Raw genomic sequence first — 15,600 nt, 5'->3', positions numbered from 1 at the left:
AAGGAGGGGTGCGAATTGGCGAAGTTATTTAAGACCGGGGCTCAGTATCCTCCGGCCGAAGATGTGCCGCGATTAGCCAAGTACAAGCGGGGCCGCGTTATTTTCGACGGCCGCCATGCGGAAATATACGAGCGGGCGACATCGCTACTTAAAGATACGCCGCACGCTGCACAGCTCAAAACGTTATTTATCGCGGTCAACCTCATGGATATTTTGCTCACGAAGCCGGCCGACTTGCTGACGGGCGAGCCTCCGACATTTGAGGCGGGGACGGGTCCGGGTACGCGCGAGCAAGAACGTCTCGACTCGATCGTAGAGGAAAACGACATCACGCAGATGATGCACGAACTTGTTATCGGTGGCGGCTATCGCGGCGACTCGTGGATCAAAACGTATTATGCACCGCGAGCGGACGTTAGCGAGACGGAGGCGCTCGGATTGACGGCACCTGAATCAAATCCGGAACCTATCATCGAGGCTGTTCCGGCTAACATCGTATTCCCGGAATTGTCCGTCGGATCGCGGAAGAAATTTAAAGCCGTGAATATTGCGTGGGTCGAGTGGGTTGAAGAACCGACCGGAATCCTGCAGCGTTGGATACTCGGCCGATACGTAAACGCGACGCCGTATCTCGTAGTCGAACGGCATGTGCCCGGATACATCCTCTATGAGCGCTATAAACTCGAATCCCCAACGGTGAATACGAAATGGGACGTACCCATTTCCGTTTACACCATCGGCGAGAAAGTGCCGACCGGGCGCGAGGAAGACGTTGTCGCAACGGGAACTGCTCGAATTCTTGCGCACCATATCCCGTACAAATCGGTAGACGACCGCTGGGAAGGCATTAGCGGGATCGAGAAGCTTGAGAGCGTACTTAGTGCGATTAACGAACGTCTGGCTCAGATCGATTATATCCTTTGGAAACACAGTGACCCGTGGATGTATGGGCCGGAGGACCTTGACGACGGTGGGGATAAGGTTCGCGGGGGTGGCCGCTACATCCCGTTAAGTAAGGATGACCCAACGCCGGGCTATCTTACGTGGGACTCGCAACTTGACGGGGCCTTTAAGGAGCTCGATATCCTTCTCGGACTCGTTTACCAGATGAGTGAGACGCCGCAATGGTTGTTCGGGACAACGCTTGCCAACGATAAAGGCGGCACAGGCACATCACACACGGATTCCGGCGCAATCAAAGCGCGGTTTATGCCGATCCTGGCGAAGGTTAACCGGATACGAGCACACGTAGATAGGGCGTTTCGCGACGCAATATGGACGGCGATGCAGCTCGAAAACTATGCGAACAAAGACGTAGAAGGCTTCGAGCCTTACGAACCCATTTATCCCGTAATCAACTGGCGCGATGGCATTCCGCAGGACCCTAAAGAAGCCGCAGAAGTGGCGCAGATTCGTACCGGAGGCAAACCGACCCAATCCGTAGCCGATGCGATCAAGGAACTCGACGGGGTTAGCGACGCTCAGGCGCAGGAAATAGTTAAGCGAATCGACGACGATGAGCAACGCGTTAGTGGCACCGTAGACGGCTCGATATTTAACGCTGAGGTTGACGAGTGATGGTCGATCCAACATATGACCACGAGATCGACCGATTAGTATCCGCATATAAAGACGCGGTGGCCGCAATCTTGGCGGAGCTGCAACGCTTAGACTTGTCCGCAATGAGTCGAGCACAAGCACAGGCCACGCTTAAGTCTGTCGCGGAAATACTCGCCGGGCTTAATGAGGAATCGGCCGCATGGGTTGAAGCGAACATCCCGAAGGCTGCCCGCGACGGAGTAACGCAGGCAATTATTGGACTCGGCGTGGCTGAAACGGTTGAGGAAGCGGAGAAAATCGTCAAGTTTAACCGCATCAACAAGGAGTTAGTCGCGTCGGCCATAGCGGATACGCAGGCGGATCTCTTGGCGGTAACGCAGAACGTCGAACGTAAGGTCCGCGCAGCCGTTCGCCAGGCTACGGCCGATTCATTTCGTGCCAATCTCGCGAAGGGTGTTAACGGCCGACGGACGATAAGCCGCGACATCCTCGATCAGATGCGCCGAACGCTAGGCAACGCAGTCAATACCGGAATTATTGATAGCGCGGGTCGGCGCTGGTTGCCTCAAAATTATGTAGAAATGGTCACCAGAACCAAATTAATGTCAGCTCATCGGGATGCAACAATAAACGAAGCACTGTCTCGGGATGTGCTTTACGGGCAAATATCAAGGCATGGCGCAAAGGATGCGTGCCGTAACTGGGAAGGCCGCATCGTTAAGTTAGTACCAGATGCCCCAGGAGATTACCCTTACATCGGAGATTTAAACCAACGCGAAATATTCCATCGACAAACGGGTGGCTTTGCGGGGTGACTCGCATCGAATAACCGCTTAAACTCAGGGAACCCTACGGCATTTGCTACGGCAATCCTGATCGAAACCTGCTCGCGTATACCGCAATCACAAAGTAGGCAGGGACGTGCAGAGACTATAATAGCGGGGTCTTTTCGAAGATCATGGGATAGTCCGACACTCTGAGAAATCGGAGACAACAACGTGAGCCGAGATGTCGCCACGTAATAACTCCAGTAAGAAATCCAGATAACGCCCTTTGAGGCGTTTTTATTTTGCCGCGATAGGCTGATCACCAAAAAGACGCGACCTTGGCGTCCTGCGCGGCTTTCCACCAAGGAATCGAACTTAAGGAGTTTGATGTTGGATGCAGTATGGAGACAAATCCTTATCAGAGTGGAACCTCGGGCGAGGTCCAAAAGGGCAAATAATCCCAAATCATTCGATCAACTTAGGTTACTTTATCACAAAAGAGCAATTCCGAGACCTTTTCTATGCAAGGAAAATGAAGTATGGAGAAATTATCGCGGAGATTGGGTTCCCCTATGATTCTTCGACATTTAGTAGATTGGTACGACGTCTTGGCTGGAAGCGTGAGGTCGGTAGAGTAGACACATATAAATCAAATGGGGCTGTTTTTGACAAGTGGAGTAGGCCATCAGCGTGGATGTACGGATGGATCATTACAGATGGACACGTTTGTGATAAATACGTAGGCATAAGGTTGCAGACCGCGGATATAGACGTAGTTAGAAAGATTAAGCAGCACTTCGAGTTTGACGGACCACTGTACGAGTACCCCGGAAAATGTGAAGTCCGAACCTGTAACCGAGAAATGGTGGCTTCATTGCGCCGTATAGGGATACCTGAGAGGAATAAGACGTTCGACGCTAAGTTTCCCGAATTGCCGAAAGAGTTTCTGTGGGACTTTATTCGTGGGGCATTCGAAGGTGACGGGTGCGTTTCAATAAGCACACGTAGTCAAACCGTTCGCGCTTCTTTCTGTGGTGCTGCCGAGTCGTTTATGTTACAAATGCGCGACACGCTATTGTCCGAGGGTATACGCGTAAGGGCTGACCTCCGCGGAGACAATTTCATATCACTTCATGCAGTATCACAGTCAGACGCATTGCGCTGGCTGTTTTTAATGTACCGAAATACTGACGCAAGCATCCGCATGGACCGGAAGTTTAATAAGTTCGTTGAGTTTGTACGCACTTATTACGACCGTCCACGCAAGAGTGCGGAGGCAGCGGAACTCATAGAACGCATTCGCCGCGAGATACCGGAATGTGCGCAAGTATCTCCGGAACTGTTCGCGGCTTGATTAGCTGTCCAGACGTGGTATGACGTTAAACTCTACGGTTTAAACGCTACGGCCGACGGGCCTTAAACGGGAGGAAACGAAATGAAAATCGAAAATACTCGCTATAGATATCCGTTAGATTTGCAATTGTTCGCGGAGGGCGATCCGGAACCAGATCCGGCACCGACGCCAGAACCGGAAAAGACGTTTACCCAGGCGGAACTCGACCAGATTATCGCGGATCGAATCGCAAGGGAGCGCAAGAAGGTCGAAAAGTTTGCGGATTACGACGATATCAAGGCGAAGCTCACCGATTTAGAGAAGGCGGAGGAAGCCCGCAAGAAGGCGGAACTTACCGAAACCGAGCGTCTGCAGGCCGAGCTTGAGGAGGCGCGTAAGAAAGCGCAAGAGGCCGAAGAGGCTAAGAACGGCGCGCTTACAGCGGCAAATCAACGATTGATTAACGCAGAGTTTAGAGCGTTGGCCCGCGAACATAAGATTCCGGCTGACCGCGTTGCGGCTGCGTTAAAATTGGCGGACTTGAGCGGTGCGACCGTCGGTGATGACGGCAACCCCCAAGGCGTAGAGGACGCGATTAAGGCGCTCGTCGAGGCGAATCCGTACCTCGTGGAAACTGCGCCGGACAAGCCGAAGCCGATCGGCGGGCCTAGCGGTGGTACTGCAACTTCGGCGGACAAAACAAAGGAACAGTTGCTCGCGGAAGCTGCCAACAAGGCGCGTAAGAGCGGGCGAATCGAGGATCAAGCAGCATACGCGAAATTAAAGCGAGAACTTGGATTATAAGCGAAGGCGCACCGAAATCGGGCGTCTTTTTGTTTTGCCTATAAATAACATTACGGAGGTATTTAGATGTCTAAAATTCTTTCTGGTGAACTGATTGGTAAACGTGAGTCTGTCACAGACCAACTTCTGCTATTAAATTCATACCAAGCTCCATTGATTTCCATGTTAGGCTTTGGCTCACCAGTCACTCAGGTTGAGCATATCTGGTTTGAAGACTCTATGTTTGGAAACGAATCTAAGGTCATCGCCGTAGCCGATGCTACCGAAACAACTCTTTCGGTAGCAGAAGTCGAACCATTTAGAGCAGACCAGGTTGTTAAAATTGGGGATGAGCTACTCCTTGTTACTGGAGTCGATACAGTTTCTAATAAGCTTGCTGTTATGCGTGGGTACGCTGGAACAAATGCAGCAGATATTAAGGTAGGCGAGACTTTAACTGTACAATTTACCGCTGGTTCTGAGGGTGCCGACGCGAGAGGAAGTCGCTACAAGAAACGTGTTAGAAAGTCTAATATTACGCAAATTTTCGATGACACTGTTGAAATCTCTGGTACTGCGGCGGTAGTAGCTAGCTACGGAATCGACGATTTGTATGAATATGAGAAAGCCAAGAAATTGCTTGAACTCACCCTCCAAGCGGAGAAAGCTTTCATTGGTGGGATACGTTATGAAAATGGAACTGTACGCCAAATGGACGGTATCCGTAGCTTTTTGGAAACGAACATTACGAACCTGAACAACGAGGCTCTTACAATGGACGTACTTAACGATTCCTTACAGAGCATTTACACAGCCGGTGGATTTAAAAGCGGTGGTAACTATGAAATCGTAGTACCAGCGAAGCAAAAGCGTGCTATCGGCAAATTCAGCGACAACCTCATCAGAATTAATAACGGTGATGAAGCTCGCGGAACGGTAGTAAATCGCTTGATTACGGACTTCGGTGAGTTCAACGTTTCTATTAACGATAACTTGGATAATGATGAAGTTTTGATTCTTGATAAAAACCGTATCTCTCTTAAACCGCTGACGGGCCGCGACTTTGGGCATGAGTACCTCGGCAAGAAGGGCGATTACTATCAAGGTCAAATCGTCGGTGAGTTTACGCTGGAACTGTTGCAAGAAGCTGCACACGCCCGCATTAAAGGCGCGAAGTAATCGAAAGGAGGACGAGTAAATGGCGGTATTTCACTCGAAGTACCGCGAACTTGCCTTCTACGTTGACGGCGTTAGGCACTCGTTTTCAAGCGGGACCTATTCGACCGAAGACGCGAAGGTGGTCGCGGTGCTTGAACAAATGAAGGATGTAACGAAAGAACACGCGGAGGAGCCAGCCGAAAAGCCAGCGGCACGCAAGCCGGCCACAGCGAAATCCTCCGCAAAATAAACGGAGGTGTAGCGTGTGGCAGTAACGGTCGATGACGCGAATGCTTATATTGCCGCTAATTGTATCGATATTGACGAGTGGATAGGCGCAGACGAGGCGAAAAAACAACGTATAGTTACCGTCGCTGCTCGGGATCTTGCGCGATACTACTCGAAGTATACGATACCAGATGCGGCAGTGTACGAATTTGCTAACGTATTAGCAACGGTTTACGGGGATGTGGCTGGGGCGATGCAAAAAGGCGTTGTCTCCCAGTCTATCGGCGGCAAAATCTCCGTTAGTTACAAGGACGCGCTCGTCACTGGTCCGGGCGGAGACACTCGCAAGTTTATACCGCAAGCTGCTCTCGATATTATAGGCGCTGAAAACGGCGTAACTCTTTCGAAGCGTGCCCCTAAATGGACGGTGATGTGACGTGGCAATCGTTGCAATGCGGCAACAAGTCGTACTCTCTCCGTATGTCGGTTCCGATCCTGACTACGGCGATCCTATTTACGGTCCAGATATCGTATTAAAGTGCCGATTCGATGAGGGGGTTAAGTTGGTCCGTAACCAACGCGGGGAAGAGGTCGTGAGTAACGGGTCCTTCTTGTTTAACAAACTTGTCAGCGTTGGTTTTGACGATAAACTCACGTTTACCAACGAATTAGGCACGGTGACGACCTACAAACCATTAAGCATAGGCGTAATTAGGGATATCGTAGGCAAACCGCTACTAACGGAGGTAGATGTGTAATGGCGCGTGATAGTGTTACGTTCGAGTTTAATTCGTTTATTACTCGCCTTAATCGGTCAGTAGAGTCCGTTTTGCAGAGCGCCGTAACTGGCGTACACGATGCGACGGACGATCTACTGGCGTTATCTCGCGAGGAGGCTCCACTACAAGAAGGCACGCTTCGGGCAACGGCAGGCACGGAGGTAACGGTGGAGGGAGACGAAGTAGTCGGCGAAGTCTATTACTCGGTCGTTGACCAGTCCGAAAGTGGCGAGCGTTTTAACTACGCAATTTATCAGCACGAGCTCGGCGAAAACTATAAGCGCCCGACAACGCCTGGTACTCGGCCAAAATTTTTAGAGCGGCCGTTGAAGGCGAACTCTCAGCGCTATAACGAAATGATTGCGGACGCTGTGCGAAAGGGGCTGTAATATGGCGCTGACAGTAGCGAACATTAACGCGTACCTGCGGTCAGCAGTTCCGGGAAACTACGTAGGCAACGAATTTTTGGCGGCGAGCCCGGACGATTGTGCCTACACTCGGATCACGGGCGGCTATAACCCGTCACAGTGGACGAGCAAGCGAAGGCCGTCGTTTCAAATCGTCCTACGTGCGAAGAGTGCGGCCGCAGCCGAAACGCAGGCTAACGCGATATACGATGACTTGCATGGGAAAGCGGCGTTTAGTCTCGGAGGTACGCGCGTTGTAAAATGCGTAGCTGACCAGAGCGCTCCGATATATCTTGGCAAGGATGCGAATGGGCGAACGCAGTATTCGCTCAACTTTACGTTAACAACAATTTAATCCGCAAATAAACGGGCTGTCCGATCACGGGCGGCCTTTTTGTGTTGCGCAAAAACAAGGGGGATATTATGTCTCAAAATTTTGAAAAGATCGAGATTGGCCCAGCGGTCGTAGAGTACGGCGAAGGGGCGGATATGGTTAAGTTTGAGACGACCATCGGTGGTGTAACGCTCACCACCGAAACGACTTACCGGGAGCAAAAGACCGACCAAACGGGCGAGACCGTCGTAGGCAAACGGGTAACTGGACGTAACGTGTCCGTGGAGGTGCCGTTCGGCGAGTACGAGCTGTCCATTATTCCGAAGATCATGGCGGGCGCTGAGGCGGTAACGGGCGCGAACGGAACGAAGATTAACCTCAAGACTGGCGTAGGTATCAACTTGATCGATACTGCGAAAAAGGCCGTCATTAAGCCGATCGCCCATCTTAACGATCCTGATTTTTGGGTCACTATGCCCCTGGCATACTCCGAATCTGACCTGAGCTATTCATATAACAACGAAAACGAGCGAATCACCAATGTAACACTGCGCGCGACTCCGGACAAAGATAACGTACTTGCGGTCCTGGGAGACGTCACAATTACTCCGTAATATACGGCAAAAGGGGCGGGCTTCGGCTCGCCTTATCTTTTTTACGATAGGAGCGAAAATAATGCGCTTATTGCGTTCAGATACATTAAAAATCGGCGGCAAGCCAGTAAAAGTCGGCAAGATCACAATCGCACAGTGGCGTGAGCTATTTAACGTTATCAATACGCTGCCTCAATTGCTTATCTCGATTTTGGTAGCACCGCAAGCTGATCGGCTACCTACGTTTATTGTGGCGATCGAAAACTCACTCGATGATGTGGTTAACGTTGTATCCGTGCTGACCGGACTAGATGCGGAGTGGATCGAGCAGAACGCTTCGATCGACGAATTGGTTGCGTTTTTCACGGCAACGGCCCGAGCGAATAACTTTGGCGATGTTTTAAAAAACGTGCAGAGCGCTCTGAAACTGGCGAATCCGGAGACGACAGCGGATCAGGGCGCCGAGTAACGCTTGATGAATTTTTTATCGAATGTGCGGTGCGGCTCGGCAAGACGCAGCTCGAATTTGAAACTGGCTATTTCGTAATGGACCTTTTCGAAGTGCTTGAGGCTAATCGTAGAGTTCGCGCTCAAGGATCGCTTGATGACCTAAATGTCGCGGTCATGTCGCATTCGACGCAGCCAGAAGATTTCCGGAAGTTTGTCGCGAGTCTACAGCAACAAGCGGGCTTTGCGGATAAAGCGGACAAGCCTACGTTCGACAAGTCCGGTTTTGAACGGCTGAAAACGAAAATGAAGCTCGGAATCTAGCGCCTACCAGGGCGCTTTTTATTTTGCCCGAAGGAAGGTGACGAAGATCGAAGCAGTAGACGTAGGGGGTATACGCGCCAAGATTACCGCGGACATAAGCGGGTATGAGGCGGGGGTTGAGCGGGCCAAGGCGAAAACGGCCGAGCTAGGAGTTGCCGGCAGACAGGCAAGTGCCGGATTAGCTCAAATGGCGGAGACTCGTAGTAAAATTACGCAGCTAACGTCGGTATTGGACAACGTTAACTCGCGTATTGAGGTCCAGCGGAAGAAATTAGCGGAGCTTAAAGCATCTTACGATACAACGTTTGACGCGCAGAAACGCAGTAAGCTAGAGGCTCAAATTGCGAATACGGAAGGGGCGTTACTCCGGCTTACCGCGACCTCAGACAAAACGGCAAAGCAAATATGGGCGCTTGAGGATTCGCTTGCTAAGTCCGGAAAGTCTGCGCAAATCACCTCCGCTAATTTTAAGCAAATCGGAGACAGTCTACGGCAGCTAGGCGCAAGCTCATCTCAAATAGCGGCAATTGAGAAGTCGTTGAAGCAGGCGAACCCGGAAGTGTTGAAGCGGGAACTCGCTGAGGTAACGGCGGAGATGAAGCGTCTTGGCGCGAGCAGCGCAGATATCGATAAAGTAACGAAGGAATTAGAGCGTAATGCAACGTCATCAAGACGGGTATCTAACGAGGTTAAGGCGCTAGGAGTTGCGTACACGGGACTGGCAGTAGCGATGGGCGTGGCTATTACCAAAGCTGTTAAAACCTCCGCTGACTTTGAGCAATCGATGGCTAACGTCAAAGCGATCTCAGAGGCAACGGGTGACGAGTTTGAGCGGTTAAAAAACCAAGCGCTACAGTTAGGTGCCACGACCGCATATACTGCGGCTCAAAGTGCTGACGCGCAGGCTTTGCTCGCTCAGGCCGGCTTTAAGACGAACGAAATTATCGCGGCCATGCCTGGCGTCTTATCGCTTGCGGCCGCAGGGCAGGTCGACCTCGCAACAACAGCGGATATCTCATCGAGTATTTTGCGTGGATTCGGGCTGCAAGCGGAAGAGACGAGCCGAGTTGTAGACGTCCTCGCTAAATCCTCAATCGACACAAACGCGGACGTTACGGACTTAGGTTATGCGATGAAATATGTGGCTCCGGTAGCGGCATCGATGGGTATATCGATTGAGGAAGCAACGGCAGCCGTCGGCGAACTCAGTAACGCAGGTATTAAAGGCGAAATGGCTGGCACGCAACTTCGCGCAATTCTTCTCGCGCTCGCTTCCCCGTCTAAAGAAGCCGCGTTTTATATGGAGAGACTCGGCGTCAATATTAAAGACAGCTCAGGCAATATCGTGCCACTCTCGAACTTGATCGGACAACTAACATCTGTATGGGGGCGCTTAACACAGGCGCAGCAGGCGGACGTTGCAGCTACGCTCGTAGGACGTGAGGCAGCATCCGGATTTATCACGCTCATTCAAAACGGGCAAGGCACACTCGACCAATATACGGAGTCGCTCAAAAACGCAGGCGGCACGGCTGAGCGGGTTGCCGGCGTACAGATGGATACGCTGAAAGGCTCGATAACGGAAATGAAATCGGCGCTAGAGGGTGTAGGCATTACCGTCGGAGACACGTTTGCCCCTGCGATAAGGGGAGCGGCGGAGGGTATAACGAAGCTGCTATCCGGCTTCTCGCAAATGAACCCTGAGATGCGGAATGCGATCGTAATCTTCGCAACAATTACGCCGCTTGTCGCCGGAGCTATTACTGCAGTTGTGGCGCTTCGGGCGGCCTTCGCTACGCTACAAACCACGCTTGCAGCAGCCGGGGTCCAAATGGCGACGTTCAGTGCGAGTATTCCGGTTATTGGCGCGATATCACTTGCGGTGGGTGCGTTAGCTGCCGGAATATCAGCGATTGTTGCTAAGAATAGGGAAGCTGCTGAAGCGGTTAAAAAACACGACGATGCACAGAAAGCCCTAAACGATACGCTCAATAAGTCGCCGCTTAGTCGTAGCGTCCAGGAGCTTAAAGAATTGAAGGCTAAGCACGACGAGCTTGCGAAGGTGTTAGATCAGCGGACTAAATTCCAAGAAAGATTGAACGAGCTGGAAGCCCAGGGTAGCAAAGGTGATAATTACGGGGTTGTTTCAGAGATAGACGTGCTAAAAGAGGGAATAGAGGGGCTCGACGAAAAGCTGCGAGAACTCGGCTATGACTCTGCGCCCGAAGCGCAGAAGAAGCTCGCCGAAATGGGGAAGGCGGCTGAACAATCCGTTCCGGCACTCCTCGAAATGAAGCGCGCCGAAATCGATGACCTGGCCGCTAAAAACGATAAAATCTCCACGATGGAGGGACTCGTTAAACGGTACCGGGAACTCTCGGGTGCGCAGAACACTAGCGCCGCGCAGCAGCAGGAACTCGTTAGCATCACCGATCAACTCCGCAAGCAATATCCGGATCTTAACGACAAACTCGGCACAGCGACGACAATGCGGGCGGGCGAAGTCGACATGGTTCAGAAGCAAATACAGGCCGACCGTAATTTTTACGAACAATCTGCGAAGAGTATGCGCGGCTATCTAACGAACCTACAGAAGACGACGGAGGCCCAGCGCTCCGAGATCATGGCGCAAATCCAGAACTATCAGCAGTTGATAAATGTGATGTCTACGCTGGCTGGCGCTAAAGCCGGGGCATCGATTATCGCGCCTGCCGGAAAAAACCACAAGTCAACGCTCAAAACGGACCAAGGCGAGCTATTTGATTTAGAGCAAAAACTCGCGGCTAACAATCAGGCGGAGCAAGCGGTCAAACGCGCCCTAGCGAGTTTAGACGCTGGCTACAAGGGAGGAGGCGCTAAGCTTCCGAGTATTGACCTGACGCCTCCGTCTAAAACGCGCAAAGCGAAGACTGGCGGGGCCAAGGCGAAGAAGACGAAAAAGTCCGGAAAGTCGGCGGCTGAATTGGCGGAAGAAGCCCGCAAGAAAGCGTATGACGCGGACATTGCGACGGTACGTTACCAGGCGGACATGTACGATTGGTCTGCCGATAAGCAAATCGAGGCGTACGAAAAGGTACGCGGCCGTCACAAAAAGTACCTTGCGGAGTCTATCGAGGATCAGCGCACACTCAACCTACAACTTAAGCGGCTGACGGAGGATAGCGTTAAGTCACGCTACGAACTGTCAACAACGTGGATCGATAAGGACCAACGACGCATGGAAGAGGCGAATAAGACGGACGTTGAGATGGCGAAGGCGAAAGTTGACGCTTACACTCGCCTGCGCAGTAAATACGCGAAAACCTCCGATCAGTTTAAAGATGCGGACGACAAGCTGTATCAGGCGCGTAAGGAACTCACCTCTGCGCTAGTAGCCGAGTCAAAGCGTCAGTACGAAGCCTCGGCCGAGTGGATCGAGAAGGAAGAGCGCCGCATGGAAGACGCCGGCAAATCCGAACAGGACATCGCGGCTGCGAAGCTTGCGGCCTGGACTCGGGTTCGCGATCGTTACAAGAAGGAATCTGAGCTTTACAAAAAGGACTCCGAGCTATACAAAAGTTACTCTGAACTATATAAGAAGGCCGACGAGGAGGTCTACCGGGCGCGCAAGGACCTGACGCAGAAATCGGAGAAACTTGCGGAGGACCTCGTTAAGACGCAGAAGTCCTCGATCGAGGATGCGAAGAAAGCGGAACTTGCTGCGATTGAGGAACGGAAGAAGGCGGCGCTGGCCGACTATGATGCGCGCATCAAGGCGATTGACGATCTCCTCGCGAAAGAGGCCGAGCTTAATACGGACGCTGACTACGAAACGCAGCTCCGGGAAAAGCAGGCACGTGTTGACTTACTGGCAAGCGCAGTCGGGCCGGAGGGCATCCAAGAGCGCGAGGATACGATAAAAGAGATCGAGCGGATGAGGCTTGAGCATGACCGTGATCTCCGCAAACGCGAATTGGAATCGCAGAAGAAAGCGATCCAGGACGAGAAGTCCGAGCAAGAGACGGCATTTGAAAACGAAAAGGCTGCGGCTGAGGCGCAATACACCGCACTGGCCGAAGCATTCGATAGTTACTCCGGTAACATCAAATCGATTGAGGACGGTATTGCGGCCTTTCGCGTAAGCTCTAGCGCAACAGCTAACGCTCAGATTCTCGCGGATCTCGATAATTTCTTAGCGCAGTATAACGCTAAGATGGCCGTAGTTGCTAACGCATCTCTTTCGGGGCGAGACGCTGACCTTGCGGAATATAACTCGAATAAGGACGCATGGGACGCGGCTAAGGCGAGCGGCAATAAAGCGGAGATGGCGCGGCTTGAGGTACGGAACGCTGAGATTCGCAAACAGTACGGAATTACGAAGGATACCGGGAAGCTGCAGTCCTTTGCAACCGGCGGAATCGTGCAAGGAGCGAGCGGTTCGGCAGTTATGGTCCAGGCACACGCGGGAGAGATCGTCCTAAATCCGCAGCAGCAGGCGGCGCTTTGGGGCCTGCTAAATGGCGGAGCAACGGCGGCTCACTCCGGACTAGCGCCGAGCGCACAGCCAACGCAGCAGATCACGAACCATATCGATATGTCTATCGGTAGCGTTGAGGCCGCGGACCCTGATACAGGGCGCGCCATTGTCGATGAGCGGGCCCGTGTAGCTGCGAGAATTCAGGCGCAAGGAGTGAAGACGCGATGATCTATGACGTTTGTGTAAATGGGACGTGGTTATCAACGCTGGGCGCCTCGCTATTCGAGCGTCACATTCCCGTCTTGCCGGCGGAGGAAGAGAACACGGTTAAGATCGCGGGCACTGACGGCGTGGTCGATTTTGGGAGCACATACTCTACGCGACAGCTCGACTTAACGCTAGAGATCACGGTAGCCCCCGAGGAGTTTCACCGCACACTTGCGAAGCTGGCTCGCATCTTTAACGCGAAGCGCGGCGAGCTAACGCTTGAGTTTAGCGATATGCCTGGCAAGTATTATCGGGCGGTGTACACGGGGACTCTCGCGTTGGACGGGCAGATCGGCAGTCGGCTATTGGACGTTAGCCTGCGCATGAATGACCCGTGGCCGAGCGGTCCCGAGCAGGTGCGCGAAGTTACGATAACCCGCTCGCCGGAATCCGTAGTCATCTCGTCAGACGCAGATGTGCCGGCTCAACCGGTTATCGTGCTCACAAATACCGGCGCGAATACAATTCACGGATTTACGATCACAAACGAGTACAGCAACGATTAAACGCGCTTAAAGCGCGAAAGGAGCGGACTAAATGGCGGTACAAATATCGAATTGGCTATCCGCGCAGCTACTTAACGCAGCCCTGCGCAGCACAAACTTTACGGCGCCGACTAGCGTTTATCTTGCGCTCTACACGTCGGACCCAACAGCGGCAGATACTGGTGCGGAAGTAACGGGCGGGGGCTATGTGCGCAAGGCGATTACATTCGCGGCGCCTGCGCTCGTATCCGGCAGGCAAACGGTGAGTAGCGCGGTTGACGTGGAGTTCCCGATTGCTACGGCGGACTGGGGCCTCGTTACACATGTCGGCATTCGAGACGCGGCAACAGGCGGAAACTTACTTTGGACGGTGGCGCTGCCGAGTCCGCGTACGATTCAGACCGGCGACAAGCCGAAATTCCTGGCGTCAGGCGTAACGGTAGCATTCGTACAATAAAAACGGAAAGGTGGCGTAAATATTGGCGCAAGTTGAGATGTATAGCGCCGTCGTAAACTCGCCCGAAACGGAGCTGGCCGCAGACATTAGCGCAACCGATACGACAATTACCGTACTGGATGCGTCTAAGCTGGCGGCGGCTCCGAACCTGTTTACGATTGGGGCGGATGAGACGGCAGAGACGGTTAAGTATACGGGGATAAGCGGCAATAAACTAACCGGATGTGTGCGCGGGTTTAACGGGACCGCGAAGGCGTGGGTCGCAGGAGCTTCGGTAGCGCGGTACTTTACGGCGGCCGATCACGAAGCGTTTCGCGAAAATATTACGGATCTTGACGGGCGGTTAGAATCCGTTAAAGCGATAGCAGACACAGCAGAAACGCCGGCAGGCGCTCAAGCTAAGGCGGACGCGGCACAAGCGGCTGCAATTTCTGCGGCTAACACTCACAGCGATGGTAAAATTGGTGATTTATCTAAGCTCAATACACTGGACAAGTCTAATGCTGTCTCCGCAGTAAATGATCTTTATAAATCAACTGTCCTGGCTAGTCCAAACTTGATCAAGAACTCAACTGCTCTGCTAGGTTTAGAGGGGTGGATAGCACAATCCGATCCGAGTTTAGGACAGTGGGGATATGATATTAATAATCCAACTACTGGGGGAGGTTTTTGGACTAATAGTGCAGTGGGCAGCACAGATTACAAGTTACTGCGTAGCGAGGATATACATGTCAATCAAGGTTCGAGCTACCATTTGCAAGCTATGTTTGCAACGAGTGATTTACCCAATGACTCCAGGGTATACATCGAAGTGGTTAACGCTGTAGCGCCATATAATATTATTCTTACTTTGCTTGCTGATCCTAAAAGGTGGTGGCATCGAAAAGCAGTAACATTTGTGATGCCTTCCGGCGTTTCTTCTGTGTTTGTTCGATTGGTAGTTAATAATGTCCCCGAAGGTGCTGGAACCTCTTTTGCACGGATTAAGCTAGCCGAAACACCCTATGATACACCGTATTCCAACGAGGCTGATGCAGTGGTGCTTTCCGGTATAGTTAATAACTTATCAGCAGTAATCAGACGCGGGACAGGAAGCCCAGAAGGTGTGGTCACGGCTTCTGTTGGAACAATGTACCTTAGATCGGATGGGGCAACGTCCACTACCTTGTATATCAAAACGTCCGGATCAGGAAACACTGGCTGGACAGCTAAGTAAGGGGGG

At 52.2% G+C, this 15,600-nt stretch carries 17 protein-coding genes; all 17 read left to right on the top strand.

Annotation, left to right across the window (positions count from 1 at the left end):
- Positions 1–15: 15 nt before the first annotated feature.
- The 17 genes from DCC85_RS14320 (at position 16) to DCC85_RS14240 (ending at position 15,594) form a co-directional block, all read left to right on the top strand.
- Positions 16–1,578: a phage portal protein gene (locus tag DCC85_RS14320; RefSeq protein WP_234414179.1), complete on the top strand. Its 1,563-nt coding sequence runs from the start codon at positions 16–18 to the stop codon at positions 1,576–1,578.
- A complete protein-coding gene (locus tag DCC85_RS14315) occupies positions 1,578–2,375 on the top strand; it encodes a phage minor capsid protein (protein ID WP_108466211.1) in 798 nt (265 codons plus the stop codon). Before DCC85_RS14320 ends, DCC85_RS14315 begins: the two co-directional genes overlap by 1 nt.
- Before the next feature lie 1,003 nt (positions 2,376–3,378).
- On the top strand, positions 3,379–3,681 hold the full coding sequence (locus tag DCC85_RS23430) for a hypothetical protein (protein WP_234414177.1): 303 nt from the start codon (positions 3,379–3,381) through the stop codon (positions 3,679–3,681).
- An 81-nt stretch (positions 3,682–3,762) separates the two neighbouring features.
- Positions 3,763–4,464 carry a phage scaffolding protein gene (locus DCC85_RS14305; protein WP_108466209.1) on the top strand — a complete coding sequence of 234 codons (702 nt, stop codon included), beginning with the start codon at positions 3,763–3,765 and terminating at the stop codon, positions 4,462–4,464.
- 66 nt (positions 4,465–4,530) lie between these two features.
- Entirely contained in the window at positions 4,531–5,622 is a 1,092-nt protein-coding gene (locus DCC85_RS14300) for an SU10 major capsid protein (RefSeq protein ID WP_108466208.1), read from the top strand.
- Between the two features lie 19 nt (positions 5,623–5,641).
- Positions 5,642–5,851 carry a hypothetical protein gene (locus DCC85_RS14295; protein WP_108466207.1) on the top strand — a complete coding sequence of 70 codons (210 nt, stop codon included), beginning with the start codon at positions 5,642–5,644 and terminating at the stop codon, positions 5,849–5,851.
- A 15-nt stretch (positions 5,852–5,866) separates the two neighbouring features.
- Positions 5,867–6,265, top strand: coding sequence for a hypothetical protein (locus DCC85_RS14290; protein WP_108466206.1), 399 nt, complete (start codon positions 5,867–5,869; stop codon positions 6,263–6,265).
- 16 nt (positions 6,266–6,281) lie between these two features.
- A complete protein-coding gene (locus DCC85_RS14285) occupies positions 6,282–6,587 on the top strand; it encodes a hypothetical protein (RefSeq protein WP_159081883.1) in 306 nt (101 codons plus the stop codon).
- A complete protein-coding gene (locus tag DCC85_RS14280) occupies positions 6,587–6,997 on the top strand; it encodes a hypothetical protein (RefSeq protein WP_108466204.1) in 411 nt (136 codons plus the stop codon). Before DCC85_RS14285 ends, DCC85_RS14280 begins: the two co-directional genes overlap by 1 nt.
- Before the next feature lies 1 nt (position 6,998).
- The gene (locus tag DCC85_RS14275; protein ID WP_108466203.1) at positions 6,999–7,370 is read left to right on the top strand and encodes a minor capsid protein; all 372 of its coding nucleotides are present in this window, start codon (positions 6,999–7,001) and stop codon (positions 7,368–7,370) included.
- A gap of 68 nt (positions 7,371–7,438) precedes the next feature.
- Entirely contained in the window at positions 7,439–7,963 is a 525-nt protein-coding gene (locus tag DCC85_RS14270; RefSeq protein ID WP_108466202.1) for a hypothetical protein, read from the top strand.
- A 61-nt stretch (positions 7,964–8,024) separates the two neighbouring features.
- Complete coding sequence (locus tag DCC85_RS14265) at positions 8,025–8,411, top strand: hypothetical protein (RefSeq protein ID WP_108466201.1); 387 nt, start codon at positions 8,025–8,027, stop codon at positions 8,409–8,411.
- Between the two features lie 29 nt (positions 8,412–8,440).
- Positions 8,441–8,713 carry a hypothetical protein gene (locus tag DCC85_RS14260; protein ID WP_108466200.1) on the top strand — a complete coding sequence of 91 codons (273 nt, stop codon included), beginning with the start codon at positions 8,441–8,443 and terminating at the stop codon, positions 8,711–8,713.
- Between the two features lie 37 nt (positions 8,714–8,750).
- Positions 8,751–13,397 (top strand): phage tail tape measure protein, encoded by a 4,647-nt coding sequence (locus DCC85_RS14255; protein ID WP_108466199.1) that lies wholly within the window; start codon positions 8,751–8,753, stop codon positions 13,395–13,397.
- Positions 13,394–13,942, top strand: a complete 549-nt coding sequence (locus DCC85_RS14250; protein ID WP_108466198.1) for a distal tail protein Dit — start codon at positions 13,394–13,396, stop codon at positions 13,940–13,942. The genes DCC85_RS14255 and DCC85_RS14250 overlap by 4 nt, the downstream gene beginning before the upstream one ends.
- Positions 13,943–13,973: 31 nt before the next feature.
- The gene (locus tag DCC85_RS14245) at positions 13,974–14,378 is read left to right on the top strand and encodes a phage tail fiber protein (protein ID WP_108466197.1); all 405 of its coding nucleotides are present in this window, start codon (positions 13,974–13,976) and stop codon (positions 14,376–14,378) included.
- 37 nt (positions 14,379–14,415) lie between these two features.
- The gene (locus DCC85_RS14240; protein WP_159081882.1) at positions 14,416–15,594 is read left to right on the top strand and encodes a hypothetical protein; all 1,179 of its coding nucleotides are present in this window, start codon (positions 14,416–14,418) and stop codon (positions 15,592–15,594) included.
- The last annotated feature ends 6 nt before the right edge of the window (positions 15,595–15,600 follow it).

It is taken from the genome of Paenibacillus sp. CAA11, from assembly GCF_003060825.1.
Taxonomy (GTDB): Bacteria; Bacillota; Bacilli; order Paenibacillales; family Paenibacillaceae; genus Fontibacillus.
This window is presented reverse-complemented; position numbering and strand designations above follow the sequence as displayed.